Origin of the sequence: Mixta mediterraneensis (genome assembly GCF_014946725.1) — a bacterium.
Classification (GTDB): Bacteria; Pseudomonadota; Gammaproteobacteria; order Enterobacterales; family Enterobacteriaceae; genus Pantoea; species Pantoea mediterraneensis.
The window spans coordinates 157587-174339 of sequence record NZ_JACFXY010000008.1 but is presented as its reverse complement, the minus strand read 5'-3'; the positions used below and the strand labels follow the sequence as shown (position 1 = coordinate 174339).

Annotated in this window: 13 protein-coding genes and 1 pseudogene; 3 read left to right on the top strand and 11 right to left on the bottom strand. The window is 49.5% G+C overall.

All coding sequences use genetic code 11. The features are described from left to right. Positions 1-8 precede the first annotated feature (8 nt). Entirely contained in the window at positions 9-1265 is a 1257-nt protein-coding gene (locus H2P46_RS15585) for an oligosaccharide flippase family protein (RefSeq protein ID WP_193405839.1), read from the bottom strand. A 528-nt stretch (positions 1266-1793) separates the two neighbouring features. Here H2P46_RS15585 and H2P46_RS15580 point away from each other — a divergent pair. After that, the gene (locus tag H2P46_RS15580; RefSeq protein ID WP_193405838.1) at positions 1794-2189 is read left to right on the top strand and encodes a transposase; all 396 of its coding nucleotides are present in this window, start codon (positions 1794-1796) and stop codon (positions 2187-2189) included. A gap of 132 nt (positions 2190-2321) precedes the next feature. Here the strand turns inward: H2P46_RS15580 and H2P46_RS15575 are convergent, their stop codons facing one another. From H2P46_RS15575 to ssb1, 4 genes are all read right to left on the bottom strand, one after another. Beyond that, positions 2322-3362, bottom strand: coding sequence for an IS481 family transposase (locus tag H2P46_RS15575; RefSeq protein WP_193403339.1), 1041 nt, complete (start codon positions 3360-3362; stop codon positions 2322-2324). Positions 3363-3701: 339 nt separating this feature from the next. Next, positions 3702-4507 (bottom strand): IS5 family transposase gene (locus H2P46_RS15570; protein WP_238939014.1). Its coding sequence is split into 2 segments (ribosomal slippage): positions 3702-4154 and positions 4157-4507, totalling 804 coding nucleotides; the frame shifts between segments, so codons are not numbered across the junction. 696 nt (positions 4508-5203) lie between these two features. Then, complete coding sequence (locus H2P46_RS15565; RefSeq protein ID WP_193405837.1) at positions 5204-6163, bottom strand: DMT family transporter; 960 nt, start codon at positions 6161-6163, stop codon at positions 5204-5206. Between the two features lie 544 nt (positions 6164-6707). Continuing rightward, a complete protein-coding gene (gene ssb1, locus H2P46_RS15560) occupies positions 6708-7250 on the bottom strand; it encodes a single-stranded DNA-binding protein SSB1 (protein WP_193405836.1) in 543 nt (180 codons plus the stop codon). Between the two features lie 225 nt (positions 7251-7475). Between ssb1 and uvrA the strand changes: the two genes are divergently transcribed. Together uvrA and H2P46_RS15550 are read left to right on the top strand one after the other, a co-directional pair. Beyond that, complete coding sequence (gene uvrA / locus H2P46_RS15555; RefSeq protein ID WP_193405835.1) at positions 7476-10304, top strand: excinuclease ABC subunit UvrA; 2829 nt, start codon at positions 7476-7478, stop codon at positions 10302-10304. 229 nt (positions 10305-10533) lie between these two features. Further along, positions 10534-11598, top strand: a complete 1065-nt coding sequence (locus H2P46_RS15550; protein WP_193405834.1) for an NAD(P)-dependent alcohol dehydrogenase — start codon at positions 10534-10536, stop codon at positions 11596-11598. A 59-nt stretch (positions 11599-11657) separates the two neighbouring features. Here H2P46_RS15550 and H2P46_RS15545 read toward each other — a convergent pair whose 3' ends face one another. The 6 genes and pseudogenes from H2P46_RS15545 to dnaB all read right to left on the bottom strand — a co-directional run bounded on the left by H2P46_RS15545 (position 11658) and on the right by dnaB (position 16733). Next, a complete protein-coding gene (locus H2P46_RS15545; RefSeq protein WP_193405833.1) occupies positions 11658-11981 on the bottom strand; it encodes an MmcQ/YjbR family DNA-binding protein in 324 nt (107 codons plus the stop codon). A 2-nt stretch (positions 11982-11983) separates the two neighbouring features. Continuing rightward, entirely contained in the window at positions 11984-12400 is a 417-nt protein-coding gene (locus tag H2P46_RS15540) for a secondary thiamine-phosphate synthase enzyme YjbQ (protein WP_193405832.1), read from the bottom strand. Between the two features lie 226 nt (positions 12401-12626). After that, a complete protein-coding gene (locus H2P46_RS15535) occupies positions 12627-13820 on the bottom strand; it encodes an aromatic amino acid transaminase (RefSeq protein WP_193405831.1) in 1194 nt (397 codons plus the stop codon). A gap of 48 nt (positions 13821-13868) precedes the next feature. Continuing rightward, a pseudogene (locus H2P46_RS15530) lies at positions 13869-14479 on the bottom strand (YitT family protein). Between the two features lie 231 nt (positions 14480-14710). Further along, positions 14711-15199 carry an Lrp/AsnC family transcriptional regulator gene (locus H2P46_RS15525; RefSeq protein WP_193405830.1) on the bottom strand — a complete coding sequence of 163 codons (489 nt, stop codon included), beginning with the start codon at positions 15197-15199 and terminating at the stop codon, positions 14711-14713. Between the two features lie 127 nt (positions 15200-15326). Beyond that, positions 15327-16733: a replicative DNA helicase gene (gene dnaB, locus H2P46_RS15520; RefSeq protein WP_193405829.1), complete on the bottom strand. Its 1407-nt coding sequence runs from the start codon at positions 16731-16733 to the stop codon at positions 15327-15329. Positions 16734-16753 lie beyond the last annotated feature (20 nt).

The window sequence follows — 16753 nt, the reverse complement described above, 5'->3', positions numbered from 1 at the left end:
ATCGGACCTCATTTGTAGGTTTTGTAGTTGAGTGAGGAAACTTGAATCTTCTGAATGACGCCGTTCTTGAAGAAGTAATTCATTACGGTAAGGGACAAGAGTTCTGACAGGAAAACGCTCCACGCGGCCCCCATGATGCCGTAGCCCCGGATTAACCACCAGGAAAGCGGCACGCTGATGACCATCAAACAGATGATTTTCCTCAACAAATAGTTAAAACCCCCTTCTTTTACCATGTAGCGATAGGCTACAGTCCCCATAGCCGAAAAGCTGGTCGCAATCGACAGCAACGTAATGAGACTTCCTGACTGTGTGTATTCCGAACCGTATAAAGCAATGATGATCTGCTCGCCGAATAGCGAAATGATTAGCAGCATCATCAATGACACACCCATGACATAGCCGTTCAGCCGTGCTGCCAGCTTAATAGCGACATCACCGCGCTCTCTGAATATCTCGCTAAAGCACGACGTAATCAGCGCTACGGGGATGAAAATCCACGAAGCCGAAATGGTATTTGCAGCGGCGAACAGGCCGAGATCACGTGCTGATGCAATGCCCGCCAGGAACATTTGTGCGGTTTTAACCTGCATCGAAATAAAGATGCTGGAGATCGCTAATGGCAGGCCGGCGTACATTAAATAGCGTAGATAGGCGGTACGCTTTTCGCGTGGTGGCATCTGATCCTGATGCTCACGATAAAAGTTGTAGCGCTTGATGACGTATGGCACGAGCGTTACCGCCACAATAGACAGCGTCAGCCACAGCGGATTGAGACGCAGCCAGGCGATAACAAAACTGATCGTAAAGCTCAGCAACATGCCAACGGCATTAGCAATGGTGTTTAGCCGCGAGGCAAGGCGCGCATTGTTATAAACGCTAAAAGTGTCTTGTGTGACGAAAACGGACGCAACAAATGAGGCCAGTGCAAATGCCAGGAAATTTTCCTGCATGTTGTACCAGACCCAGATCAGCACGGGAACGGAAGTCAGAAGCAATAAAACCATCCGCAGCGTGCGCGCAATGGTCATCAGGCGCAGCCCTTTAGACGCGTTTTTACTGACGCGTTTAAAAAGAATGGTTTCAGTACCGAATATTGCAACGGTTTGCACCATTGCAAATAAAGAGGTTGAGAACGCCATTTGACCAAACACTGTTGGGCCAAATGATTTAGCCACGTAAGAAGTCACAAATATGACGCCAAACACAGAGATGATTTTCTCAGACATCATCCAGGCGGCATTAGACATTACGCTCAATTTCATCGATTCTTCCTTAGCATTACTGAACTACAACCGCTTCGGTACAACGTCCCTGTAACGAATTAATAAGCGCTCAGTGGACCTGGCGAAAATTAAAAGTTTCAAACCAAACTGGTCCGAAAAATGAGAATAAGAGCATGTTTCGGAGAATCATTTCAGGATAATTCTTATTATATTTGGTGCGAATAACTTGATGTGGAAACGATTTCAAGCTGAAATGACCGCAGTATTTTAAGAGACTTAATCAGCATATTAATCAAGCTCGTTATACTAAATATCCAATGTACGTAGTATTTTTTTCGTATTTGGGATGTGATGAATCTATATCAAAATCCCTTCTCCAGGAAGGCGTGCTAAGCCGATCGGAATAAAATAAGATTTATCCCATGATGATATTTCTTCCAAATATCTTAATTTAACCTTCGCAATTCAATTCGAGCACTTTAATACTGTATTAATAGAATACTTGCAGTGCCAGGATTTATTAAAGTCATTCTCATCCATTAATCGATAAGAAAGGTAAGCGCATTTATGAGAAAGTCACGATATAGCGAAGATCAAATCACAAATGCCATTAAAGCTTCTGAATCAGGCGTTAAAGTCAGGGAGATTTGTGAAGAGCTTGGCATCTCTGAAGCAACCTTCTATAGCTGGAAGAAGAAGTTTTCTGGGCTGTCGTCAAAAGAAGGAAGAAAGATCAAGGAGCTGGAAGAGAAACTACAGAATCTTACCCGCGAACTACAGGTGCTCCACTCAGATAAGGAGATGCTACAAAGCGTATTGAAAAACTTCTTTACCACCAATGAAAAGCGTCAGGCCGTCAACTTTTTACAGAGTACTTTTGACATCGGAACCCGCCGCAGCTGCCGTTTACTGGATATTAGCCGTAGCGTTTATCATTATCCGTCAGGAACAGAAAATCGTTAAACTCAATGCTACCGCTTTTACTGGACTTAAAGCTGAGATTTGTTCTTACCAGAAGAGATGAAGATCATTTAACATGTACTAGCTCAGACCTGATCTGACAGTTACCGGTTATTTATACAGGTGTCTGTCAGATTAAATCTGGTTCAGATTCTTTTCTGCCCAGACCCGTTTTCCATCAAGTAACGTGGCCATTGGCGTACGCCCGCAGCACATTTTCCCCTGATGAGTTCGCTCATTATTGTAATGCCACAACCAGTTGTCCAGATCCATTTGCAGGCTCTCCAGGTCTGCATATAGCTTCTTGCGGAACGTAACCTGATAAAACTCCTGCAAAATGGTTTTATGGAAGCGCTCGCAGATACCGTTCGTCTGCGGGGACATCGCTTTCGTTTTCGTATGGTCGATATCGTTGATGGCCAGATACAGCTGATAATCATGTTGCTCTACTTTACCGCAGTACTCTGTGCCCCTGTCGGTCAGTATTCTCAGCATCGGCAGCCCCTGAGCCTCATAGAACGGCAGTACCCGATCATTAAGCAGGTCGGCTGCAGTGATCGGCGTTTTACTCGTATACAGCTTGCAGTGAGCCATTTTCGAGTACGTATCCACGAACGTCTGCTGGTAGATGCGGCCAACGCCTTTCAGATTCCCAACGTAGAAGGTGTCCTGCGACCCCAGATAACCCGGGTGAGCCGTTTCGATTTCACCGCAGGCTTCGTCATCGTGCACCTTCTTCTCCAGTGCGGCGATTTGAGCATCGGTAAGCACAATGCCTTCTCTGGCGACCTTTTCCGTAAGCGCCTTCAGCCGCTTACGGAAGTTCTCCAGGTCATGTCGTTGCCAGATGGAGCGCACGCCGCTGCCGGAGATAAACACGCCTTTTTTACGCAGCTCATTACTGGTCCGGTGCTGACCGTGGGCCGGGAACTCAACGGCGTACTCAACAACCGCCCGTTCAGTGGCTTCATCGGCCCGATTCTTCAGGTTGGGTACCCGACGGTTTTGATTAACCAGCGCGTCAATGCCGCCTTCTTCAGCTAGCTCCTGGTAGCGGTAGAATGTGTCGCGTGACACCCCCATGATTTTACAGGCTTTTGATACGTTACCGAGTTCTTCGGCCAGATTGAGCAGGCCGGCTTTGTGTTTGATGATGGGATTGTTAGTATGAAGCATGAGAGTTACCTCGTGTTTTGTATAAGGATTAGACACCCATATCAAAACCGGTAACTCTCAACCTTTCAAGGTCCAGTGTCAGATCAAGTCGCGACTAATACATTTTAACAGGACATTTGTGGCTACTCTTTCCGCACCATTAATTACTAATGAATGGTTTTGCGGTTAAGCTTCTTTTTTTGCGGTAAAATTGATTCGCAACAGCAAAAGTCTCGCTTCCTACGCAACTTTCCCCCCGCCCAATCTCATTTCGATGAGATTGGTGCTTCTTAAATATTTAATCAGCCCTGCTAATCAATGGAACTAAACACAGACAATTCTGTTAAGCTGACTTAGAACCTATCCCAAAAGGATTTTATTCCAGACAATGATGCTGCAAGCAAAATGCAGCATCGCCTCGTAGTTTTCGACTTTCTTCTCCCATCGCGTCAGTATGCGGCGAAAGCGATTCATCCAGCTATGCGTTCTTTCCACAACCCAACGATGAGCCCTGAACTCGCTGTTTTTAATTGCCTCAGACTCCTCTTTCCCCGACTGGATATGAGGTTCATAACGACGAGCTTTCAAACAAATTTCCACCCATTCAGCCTCATAGCCTTTGTCCATACACAGATGCAGCCTGCGACCCGGCCTGCCGGTCTGTAGCGCGTCCAGCGTATCTTCAACCAGTTTTATGTCGTGGGTATTTGCCCCTGCGACAGCCAGCGAGAGCGGAAGCCCGTTCCCGTCGGTCATCAGGCTCCGCTTTACTCCCTGCTTCCCCCTGTCAGTCGGGTTGCGACCTGTTTTTTTGAGCCTGCAAGGGGCGATTTTGTCATGCAGCCATCCATCGACAACCATGACCAGTCAATGGCATCCCGCTTCTCGCAGGCAAGCAGCCCGTGTTGCCAGAAGCGATCAAATACTCCAGCATCCCGCCATTCCTGAAAGCGGCGGTGGGCTGAGCTGGATGAGCAAATATCCGTGGCATTCAGGGCATTCCATTGGCAACCGGTTCTGAGCACAAAGAAAATGGCGTTCATTGCGGCACGATTATCAACACGTCTACGATGCGTGCCCAGCGGATGGTGGGTTTTATGTTCCGGGAGAAGTGGAGCCATTTTCTCCCAGAGTTCATCGCTGATCTGCCACTTGTTGCCCGCCATACTTCGCCCTCAAAAATTGCCATTATTTACGATCTGACAATTCCTTTTGGGATAGGTTCTTAAACAAGTTAAAAAAACAGCATTTGTTTTTTCTCAGTTTAGCCTGGATCTACACGAATTTTATATTGCCGAAAATTCACCCACCGCTAGCTGTTAAGTTACAGACTTCACCAGGAATAATCCAAAAAGAACAGTTTATAGATGCTTATCACTTTAATGCGTTAAGCGGAATTTATGCGCTAAAAATATTCACATCAGATTCTGGAAATTAACCTTTAATTAAAAACGAAGCGGCAGTTTATTGACGTAATTCTCTTTTAACTGAAATAAAAACTGGTTTAACCCGCTGTTTTATCAAGCTCAGAAAACCGTAAAAAGGCAGCAGCGAGAGTTAAACAGGGACAAAGGGAGCGGATTCAGCCTTGCTGGCTGCTAAATTTTTACCCTACCAATGATTAAAAGAGAGGTTTTAATACACCTGTCAGCTGCAAAACATCCCCGACAGAAATTTTAGACAGGCTTAAAACCCACCCTGCAAAGGTTTTCGCAGCGCGAAGAATATGAAGAAACCGCATAAAGAACAGAAAAAAGGTGAAAAATTCGCCGCTACAGGCGGAAAAGAGAGGCGGTAAATTCTTAAAATTCAGCAAAATCAGCGAGTCGCGCTGTCAGGTTTTATTACGCTAGCGCGAATGCTCAGATCTTAATTTCAGCCACCTGCGCTTCAGGCTTAATACGCATGGCCCAAATCACGCCCACCATCAGACAAAAAATGCCCGTTATGGTTAGCAACGGCGGCCAGCTCTGGCGCCAAAGGAATGTCCATAACAGCCCAAACAGGATTTCAAAGACAATTAATGGCCCCATTAATACGGTTGGCAAACGCTGACTGGCAGCATTCCAGCATAAGGTTCCCAGCCATGAGCACAGTAAGCCAATGGTCAGCATCAGTGGAACAAATACGCCGGGATGAGGGCCGAAAGGTAAATCAAAGTCGGGGCGTTGCCAGGTGAGTTGTACACTGACGAAGCCATACATGATTAACGCCAGCGGCAATGTGACTACACCCTGCGCTGTGGCCCAGGTTGATGGCCTGAGCTGTGGATGCGTACGCAACCAGCGAGCATTACGCAGCGGATACCATGTCCAGCACACGACGGCCATGATCGCCAGTGCAATGCCTGTCAGGTAGCGACCGAATGCAAAGCCTGCTTCCTTTCCATGTAACTCTGCCACGTTTACGCATAACAACCCCGCCGCGATAACAATTAATGCAGGAATTAAGCGTCGCCAGGAAAGTCGCCCTTCAAGGTGACCGTAACGCCAGTTGGCTGTCACTGCGATAACCACGGGTAATGTGCCGATAATCATGGTTGATACTGGCGCACCGGTACGCTGGATCGCACTGGCAAGAAAAGCGTAATAGAGCAAATTTCCGACCAGAGAGAGTTTCAGCGCTTCACGCCAATCGGCAGAGGCCAGTTTGCGCAGGCGTTGGCGATCGTGCCAGGCCAGCGGCAATGCAATCAAGCCAAATGCCACATAACGCCCCGCAGACTGAAGCGTGCCGGGATAATCCGGCACCAGCAGCGGGCCGACAAAAATCAATCCCCACATCAAACCTGCGGTAAGGGCAAACATTACGCCAGCAAACATTTTTTCTTCCTTTATAGAGAAACCCGCACAGTGTGGCGAAATGACGAAGGAATTGCCTGTAGCAGATGGCGACAGCGCTGCATGCCCGATTCATTAGCGCCATTATTACGTGATTTAGGAGTATACAATTCAAACGTATAGCGGGAAATGATGGCCTGATAGCGCCCTGCAGCCGGTAATGTCGTTAATTGCTGAAACTGGGCGCGATCGTTTTCGCAGGGAAATGACCGCAACGCCTGCATGTCGTCCCTCTTCGTTACGTTGTGTTTGCCATATATGTTTGCGCAACCGCTTACTGTGTCGATACCCCTGTTAAATCTGGGGGCAAGCTCTGATCATAACAGCCGATGGGCATCGGCACCTGGACCAGCGCTGAAGAGTTGTTCAAACAACAGGGTGAAGGGTAAACAGAACAGCCATTGACGCATTATGCGGCGACGAGCGACCTGTGCTGAGCTGCTGAATTTTGGCGGAAGGGTATTAACAGAAAAGGCCCGGCTGACCGGGCCTTTTAGCAGAGGGAATGACTATGCGTACACAAGGATCAAAACGGGATATCGTCGTCAAAATCCATTGGCGGCTCGTTATTATTACTTGCCGGTGCGCTCTGCGGTTGCGGACGTGACTGCGCGCCGCCGCTGAACTGATTATTGCCGCCCTGCGGCTGCTGAGGTTGCCCCCAACCGTTATTGTTGTTCTGCTGGCCCCCCCCTGCTGGTGCGCCTGCATTACCGCCCTGGCGTCCACCCAGCATTTGCATGGTGCCGCCAACGTTAACGACAACTTCGGTGGTGTAACGATCCTGGCCGCCTTGATCCTGCCATTTACGGGTGCGCAACTGACCTTCAATATAAACCTGCGAACCTTTACGCAGATATTCACCGGCCACTTCAGCCAGCTTGCCAAACAGCACGACACGATGCCATTCAGTAACTTCTTTGTTTTCACCGGTTTGTTTGTCACGCCAGCTTTCCGACGTGGCCAGCGTAATGTTGGCAACAGCGCCACCATTTGGCATATAACGCACTTCCGGATCCTGACCCAGATTCCCGACAAGAATCACTTTGTTAACGCCACGACTGGCCATGTTGCTGTCTCCCGATGAGTTAATGCTAAAAGTCTAAACGGTTAATTCTAACACGTCCTGAATGCTGTTCCCACTTTCGAGCAGGCTTCCAATTTTGAACATTGCTTCGCCAAAAAGCAAAGAAGTACTGGATATTTATTCAGGCTATTTTTTGTGCCATAATGATGCGTTTATTCTGACCGTGTCGGCAAGGCACGGAGAGTGCTTCTAATCCGGGAAAGGTGAATGGATAAGATCGAAGTTCGTGGTGCCCGCACCCATAATTTGAAAAACATCAACCTGATCATCCCGCGTGACAAACTCATTGTGGTAACCGGCCTTTCAGGTTCCGGTAAATCCTCTTTGGCGTTTGATACGCTGTATGCGGAAGGCCAACGCCGCTATGTGGAGTCGCTCTCTGCCTATGCGCGCCAGTTTCTTTCCTTAATGGAGAAACCGGACGTCGATCATATAGAAGGGCTGTCGCCAGCCATCTCTATTGAGCAGAAATCTACGTCACACAACCCGCGCTCAACCGTCGGCACGATCACTGAAATTCATGATTATCTGCGCCTGCTGTTTGCTCGTGTGGGCGAACCCCGCTGCCCGGATCATGACGTTGCACTGGCAGCACAGACAGTCAGTCAGATGGTTGATCAGGTGCTGGCCCAGCCTGAAGGTCGCCGCCTGATGCTGTTGGCACCAGTGGTGAAAGATCGTAAAGGTGAGCATAACAAAACACTGGAAAACCTGGCGACACAGGGTTATATCCGTGCGCGTATTGATGGTGAAGTGTGCGATCTCTCCGATCCACCGAAGCTTGAACTGCAAAAAAAACACACTATTGAAGTGGTCATTGACCGCTTCAAAGTGCGTGAAGATCTGGCAACACGTCTGGCAGAATCGTTTGAAACGGCGCTGGAGCTGTCTGGCGGCACCGCAATCGTCGCCGATATGGATGACATTGCAACGGAAGAGCTGCTGTTCTCGGCTAACTTCGCCTGCCCGGTTTGTGGTTACAGCATGAGTGAACTGGAACCACGGCTGTTCTCCTTTAACAACCCAGCCGGAGCTTGCCCGACCTGTGATGGCTTAGGCGTACAGCAGTATTTTGATCCCGATCGGGTGATACAAAATGCCGAGCTGTCGCTGGCAGGCGGGGCAATTCGCGGCTGGGATCGCCGTAACTTCTATTATTTCCAGATGCTGCGCTCACTGGCCGAACATCTCAGTTTCGACATTGAAGCGCCATTCAGTAGCCTGAAAGACAGCGTGCAAAAAGTCATTTTGTACGGTTCTGGCAAAGAGAGTATCGAATTCAAATATATCAACGATCGTGGTGATACCTCGGTGCGCCGTCATCCGTTTGAAGGCGTGCTGAATAATATGGAACGCCGCTATAAAGAGACCGAGTCATCAGCAGTGCGTGAAGAACTCGCGAAGTTTATCAGCAATCGTGCCTGCGCCAGCTGCGAGGGCACGCGTTTGCGTCGCGAAGCCCGACACGTTTACGTTGAAAACACCACACTGCCGACCATCTCCGAAATGAGCATTGGCCACGCCATGTCTTTTTTCGAGAATCTGAAGCTAAGCGGCCAGCGCGCCAAAATCGCTGAAAAAGTTCTGAAAGAGATCAGCGATCGTCTGAGTTTTTTGGTAAATGTCGGCCTGAATTATTTATCCATGTCGCGTTCAGCGGAAACGCTGTCCGGTGGTGAAGCACAGCGTATCCGTCTGGCAAGTCAGATTGGCGCCGGGTTAGTCGGCGTGATGTATGTGCTGGATGAGCCATCCATCGGTTTACATCAGCGTGATAATGAACGCCTGCTCGGTACGCTGATCCACCTGCGCGATCTTGGTAATACAGTCATTGTGGTTGAGCATGATGAAGATGCGATTCGTGCTGCTGACCACGTGATCGATATTGGTCCTGGCGCAGGCGTGCATGGCGGTCAGATAGTGGCTGAGGGTACGGTTGATGAAATCATGGCGGAGGAAAAATCTCTTACCGGCCAGTTTCTGAGCGGCAAGCGTGAAATTTCCGTACCGCAAGAGCGGGTAAAAGGCGATCCCGCCAGAGTGCTGAAAGTTACCGGTGCGCGCGGTAATAACCTGAAAGACGTGACGTTAACGCTGCCGGTCGGTCTGTTTACCTGTATTACCGGTGTGTCCGGTTCAGGTAAATCAACGCTGATTAACGATACGCTGTTCCCGATTGCCCAGCGTGCGCTCAACGGTGCAACCATCGCCGAGCCAGCGCCTTATCGTGAAGTTAACGGTCTGGAGCATTTCGATAAAGTTATCGATATTGATCAAAGCCCGATTGGGCGTACTCCACGCTCTAACCCGGCAACCTATACCGGTATTTTTACGCCGGTACGTGAACTGTTTGCCGGCGTGCCGGAATCACGTTCACGTGGCTACAATCCGGGCCGGTTCAGCTTTAACGTACGCGGCGGTCGTTGTGAAGCCTGCCAGGGCGATGGCGTGTTGAAGGTTGAGATGCACTTTCTGCCCGATATTTATGTGCCCTGCGACCAGTGCAAAGGAAAACGCTATAACCGCGAAACGCTGGAGATTAAATACAAAGGCAAAAGTATCCACGAAGTGCTGGAGATGACCATTGAAGAAGCGCGTAAATTCTTCGATGCTGTTCCGGCGCTGGCGCGTAAGTTACAAACGCTGATGGATGTTGGCCTGTCATATATCCGCCTGGGACAGTCAGCGACCACGCTTTCCGGCGGTGAGGCACAGCGCGTGAAGCTGGCGCGCGAGCTGTCAAAACGTGGTACGGGCCAGACGCTGTATATCCTTGATGAACCCACCACCGGCCTGCACTTTGCCGATATTCAGCAGCTACTGGAAGTGCTACATCAGTTACGCGATCAGGGTAATACCATCGTGGTGATTGAGCACAACCTGGACGTTATCAAAACGGCAGACTGGATAGTCGATCTTGGTCCAGAAGGTGGCAGTGGTGGTGGCGAAATTCTAGTTGCCGGCACACCGGAAACGGTGGCTGAGTGTAAGAAATCCCACACCGCACGTTTCCTTAAGCCCTTGTTGAAGAAATAATCCTGTCCGGCCCGCTTTATGCGGGCCTTATTTTTTGGCTGCCCAATCAGCCAGAGAAATGCAGAATCAGGCAAGATTCAGACATGTATAGGCATATACGCCCCAGGCTTCCCTGACTATGCTTAAGCGGTTCATCTTTGGCACGCCCTTCGCGTCGCTCTGTTTGCAGCGGATTTGTCCTGCTGCATGCCTTTCAAAACACTCACGACACATCGAAACTGGAGACACCATGAATATCACGCATGCGTACGCTGCTCAGGATGCGAAATCCAAACTTGCACCGTTCGATTACAAACCGCGCGAACTCCGTGCACATGATGTGCAACTCGACGTTTTGTATTGTGGCGTTTGCCACTCTGACTTGCATCAGGCGCGCAACGAATGGAAAAATACCATTTTTCCAGTTGTGCCAGGCCATGAAATTGTCGGACGCGTCACCGCAGTCGGTGCACATACTCAGAAATATAAAGTAGGAGATCTGGTTGGCGTTGGCTGTATGGTTGATTCCTGCCGTAGCTGTCCAGGCTGCCAGGAAGGTCTGGAGCAGTATTGTGAAAACGGTTTTGTCGGCACCTATAACGGTGAAGATCGCGAAACCGGTGCTATCACGTATGGTGGCTACTCCACCGCAATGGTTGTGGATGAAGACTTTGTGCTGCGCATTCCAGAAAACCTGGAACTGGCGGGAGTCGCACCGTTACTGTGTGCAGGCATTACCACGTATTCACCGCTGCGTCACTGGAATGTCGGTCCGGGTAAAAAAGTCGGTATTGTCGGGCTGGGCGGCTTAGGTCATATGGGCGTGAAATTAGCTCACGCGATGGGGGCACATGTCGTTCTGTTCACTACCTCGCCGTCAAAAATTGAAGATGGTAAACGTTTAGGTGCCGATGAAGTGGTGATCTCGAAAGATGCCGATCAAATGGCGCAGCACAATAACAGTTTCGATTTTATCCTTAACACCGTGGCGGCTCAGCACGATCTGAACCCCTTCATCGCCCTGCTAAAACGCGACGGCAACATGACGCTGGTGGGTGCGCCAGAACATGATCATCCGGCACCGCAGGTATTTAATCTGATCTTTAAACGCCGCAGCATTGCTGGCTCACTGATTGGCGGCATTGCTGAAACGCAAGAGATGCTGGATTTCTGCGGTAAGCATGACATCACATCTGATATTGAACTGATTGCGACAAATCAGATCAACGAAGCCTATGAGCGCATGTTAAAAAGCGATGTAAAGTATCGTTTCGTTATTGACATCAATACGTTGCGTGAGGAATCCGCCGCTTAATGGGTTACAGCAGATCACCGGCCCTCGCTTATTTACCCGGCGAGGACCGGGTTTCGCGTCTACTTTGTGTTGTCTGCCTGCTGAAACGAAGCATCGACCAGATAGTAAATCTGCGAATCTTTTAGCGACCCATCCAGAAACAGCGTGTTCCAGTGCGATTTATTCAGATGCTCACTGGGAAAAACATCAGCGTGTTCTTCACGAATCAGATCGGCTAAAGCAGGGGTGGATTTCAACGATACCGCCGGACGCCCCTTCACTTCATGCACCATGGCGAACAGGATGCCATTACTTTTTATCTGGGTGGCTTTCCAGCCGCTTTGTACGCTTTGTTCTACACCCGGTTTGTTCATGCAGTAGCTCAATAACTCTGAAGTATTCATCCTCATTCCCCTTGTAAGGTGGCGACTATGCGCCTTGCGCCGCCATGTATGCGATGTTCTCCCAGCCAAATGCCTTGCCAGGTGCCCAGCACCAATCGTCCATGCTGGATCGGCAACATAAGTGAAACGCCTAACATGGATGATTTAATATGGGCAGGCATATCATCACGCCCTTCATAATCATGCTGATAGGGTGCATTTTCCGGAACGTAGCGCATGAAATACTGCTCCATGTCACTACGCACTGTGGGATCGCAATTTTCATTCAGCGTTAAAGACGCCGATGTATGCTGCAACAGCAAATGCAGCAGTCCCGTCTTGATGTTGGGCAGCTCAGGCAGCTGGCCGACAATCTCGTCGGTTATCAGATGAAAGCCGCGTGATTTCGCGCTCAGCGTTAAGGTTTGTTGATACCACATGCTTTTTCCCTGAATGGATGACATCGTTTAAGTGTGCAACATGTCAGGGAAAGGTAAACCCCACAGGGAAATTAAAAACGGCGCTCGCTTGTTGCCGACTAAAACAGTATTCAGATCAGATTATGTTCCGTGACCATAACCGAGTAGCGGTCCCGATGACGGATGCCATTTGACGTTATAAAAAAACCGCCGCATATTAGCGACGGTTTTTCATGCCTGCCCAGCGTTACATCACCGCAGCAAAGGCTTCTGCAACCTGATGGACGTTATGGCTGTTCAGTCCGGCGACGCACATGCGGCCGCTACCGATTAAGTAAATACCGAACTCTTCGCGCAGGCGATCCACCTGCTGGGCGCTGAGTCCGGTATAGCTGAACATACCACGCTGCTTCAGCAAATAATCAAAGTTTTGCCCCGGTAATGCCGTGCTCAAAACCTGTACCAGCGCTCTACGCATGTCGATAATCCGCAGGCGCATCGCTTCATCTTCTGCCAGCCAGTTGGTTTTCAGCGCATCGTCATTCAGCACACGCGCGACAACCTGTGCGCCAAAATTAGGCGGGCTGGAATAGTTGCGACGTATGGTCGCTTTCAGCTGGCCCAGTACCCGGCTGGATTCTTCGGCGCTATCACAAACGATCGACAATCCACCGACGCGCTCGCCGTAAAGCGAGAAGATTTTAGAGAACGAGTTGCTTATCAACGCAGGCAAACCCGCTGCTGCAATGGCGCGAATGGCGTAAGCATCTTCTTCCATCCCCGCGCCAAAACCCTGATAAGCAATATCAAGGAACGGGATCAGTTCCTGCGCTTTTAACACTTCTGTGGTTTCATCCCACTGCGCGTTAGTCATATCAGCGCCGGTTGGGTTATGGCAGCAAGGATGCAGTAGCACAATGCTTTGCTTTGGCAGCGTTTTTAGTTTGTCGATAAACGCGTCAAACCGTACTCCGTTAGTTTCAGTGTCATACCATGGATAGGTGTTCACCTCAAAACCCGCACCGCTGAAAATGGCAATATGGTTTTCCCAGGTCGGATCGCTCACCCAGACGTTTGATTGAGGAAAGTAACGCTTCAGGAAGTCGGCACCAACTTTCAGCGCTCCGGATCCTCCCAGCGTTTGAATAGACGCAACGCGGCCGGCTTTCAACATCGGATGTTCGGCGCCAAACAGCAGCGGCGCGATTGCGTTACGATAAGAATTTAAGCCTTCCATCGGTAAGTACAGCGAGACTTGCTGCGGTTCGGCATGCAGCTGTTCTTCTGCCTCAGCGACAGCCTGCAGCTGAGGAATAATGCCCTGCTCGTTGTAATAGAGCCCGATGCTCAGGTTAACTTTATGTTCACGTGGATCCTGTTTAAAGGCTTCCATCAACGACAGAATCGGATCGCCAGCATAAGCATCAACGTTTTGAAACACGGTGCAGATCTCCATGATTAGTCTTAGTAAGCGGGTAACAGTTTGTCATTAAACCACATATCGTCCCGGACGATGGTTCATGGCGATAATCAGATTGAGGATCACCGCACCTGCAACCGACGCGAGCAATACTGGCAGGTTCACCACAAATAGCGAAGCCAGCACCACACAGCTATCGACGGCCATCTGCAGTTTTCCGACGCGGATACCAAAACGATCCTGTAGCCAGAGTGCCAGAATATTGACGCCACCGAGGCTGGCTTTATGACGAAACAACACTATAAACCCAATCCCCATGATCACGTTACCGAACAATACCGCATAAAACGGATTGAGACGGGAAAAATGAATAAACAGCGGATGCAAATGGCTGAACAGTGAAACCAGGCCTACCGCACAGAATGTTTTTAGCGTGAATTCCCAGCCCATGCGGCGCACAGCCAGCCAGTAAAACGGCAGGTTAATCAGAAAGAAGGCGCTCCCAAATGACAACGGAGACACATAGCTTATTAAAAATGCGATACCTGCGGTACCACCGGTTAAGGCCCCCGCCTGCTTTAACAGGATTACGCCAAAAGACACCATAAAGTGCCCATCACAATCGCTAGCGTATCTGCAATGCGGGAATGGGGAATACGGGAAGGTTGAACAACGTTCATCCATAGGGGTTTTCTCATTGCAAATGATGCCGTTCAAGTGCAAAAAACACACCAGACCGGCAGCTCTTTTCTGCTACGGTCAACGCAAAAAATTATTCCGTTGATAATTAAAGCGATTCACTTAAAAACATTGTGCATAAAAGAAAACGATAACCGCCGATTTATGTGCAAAACCCCTTTTCTTGCGTGTTTTTTGCATTATTTTACGTCATTGTGCACTGAAAAAACCGCTTACGCCCCCTTTTGGCGCGCCGGATATTCAGGGATCATCAACCCGTTCTCTTTCAGGCGACCTAATACCACTGAGGTTTTGACGTGAGAAACGCTCTGATGCCCGGCGACAAGCTGACTGATTAACGCGCTGAGTGAAGGCAGATCAGAGACCGCAACTTTCAGCAGGTAATCGGCATCGCCCGTCGTTTTATACGCATCAACAATGGCCTCTTCCTGCTCCACCATACGATGGAAACTTTCAACATATTCTGCGGTGTGATTAATCAAACGCACTTCTATCAAACCAACCATACCCAGGCCAATCGCATCGGGCGACAGGCGTGCATGATAACCAAGAATCAGGTTGGCCTGCTCAAGGTTGATGCGGCGGCGTGAACATTGTGATGCCGAAAGGCCGACCAAATCACTCAGTTCCTGATTAGTCAGGCGGCCATTAGATTGCAATAAAGTCAGTAATTTAAGATCGTAATCGTCTACGTGGTTCATTCTGCTTCCAGAGCGTTATAAGCGTCGCTTTGTTACAGATAACCTGATTACTGGCGGGGTTGTCCAACACTATTTTCTGATGGCGTGACGGTCATACACAGACGTGCATGACGTGACAGAGAAAAGATTATTCGTCGTCGTATTGCGGACCTGCATAGTTATCAAAGCGTGACCATTGTCCGTTAAAGGTCAGACGAACCGTCCCGATAGGTCCGTTACGTTGCTTACCGAGGATGATCTCTGCGATGCCTTTAAGATCGCTATTTTCGTGATAAACCTCATCACGATAGATAAACATGATCAGATCAGCATCCTGCTCGATCGATCCTGATTCACGCAGATCCGAGTTCACCGGGCGTTTATCTGCACGCTGTTCCAGAGAACGGTTAAGCTGTGACAGCGCCACGACCGGCACATTCAGTTCTTTCGCCAGCGCTTTAAGCGAACGCGAAATCTCAGCAATTTCCAGCGTGCGGTTATCAGACAACGACGGCACGCGCATCAACTGAAGGTAATCGATCATAATCATGCTCAGACCGTCGTTTTCGCGGTAAATACGGCGCGCGCGTGAGCGAACTTCGGTTGGCGTCAGACCGGAAGAATCATCGATATACATGTTCTTCTTCTCCAGCAAAATACCCATTGTGCCGGAAATACGCGCCCAGTCTTCATCATCAAGCTGGCCGGTACGAATACGCGTTTGATCCACGCGTGACAGCGACGCCAGCATACGCATCATGATCTGCTCGCTGGGCATCTCCAGACTAAAAATTAGCACCGGTTTGTCGTGCAACATCGCGGCGTTTTCGCAGAGATTCATAGCGAACGTGGTTTTACCCATCGAAGGGCGCGCCGCGATGATAATTAGATCTGAACGCTGGAGGCCGGCAGTTTTCTTATTGAGATCCTGATAACCGGTATCGACCCCGGTAACGCCGTCATGTGGCGTTTGGTACAGCGATTCGATACGCGAAACGGTGGCTTCAAGGATTTGCTCGATGTTTTTCGGGCCATCATCCTTGTTTGCACGGGCTTCCGCAATTTTAAAAACGTTGGACTCGGCAAAATCCAGCAGGTCTTCGCTGCTGCGACCCTGTGGATCATAACCCGCGTCGGCAATTTGATTGGCGACAGAAATCATCTCACGTACAACGGCTCGTTCGCGCACAATATCCGCATAAGCGCCAATATTCGCCGCACTTGGCGTATTTTTGGCTAATTCCGCCAGATAGGCAAAGCCGCCAGCCCTGTCCAGTTCGCCACGCATTTCCAGCGATTCAGAAAGGGTTATCAGATCAATCGGCTGGCTTTCTTCCAGCAAACGCTGCATTTCAGAAAAAATCAGGCGATGCGAACGGTTAAAGAAATCGTTGGCGACGACGCGTTCGGAGACATTATCCCAGCGTTCGTTATCCAGCATTAACCCACCGAGCACCGACTGCTCCGCTTCCAGCGAATGCGGGGGCATTTTCACTCCTGCCAGCTGACGATCATGCGTTTCGTTCGATTTGTTGGTGGGTTTATTTCCTGCCATAGTGAATGCAATACCGATCT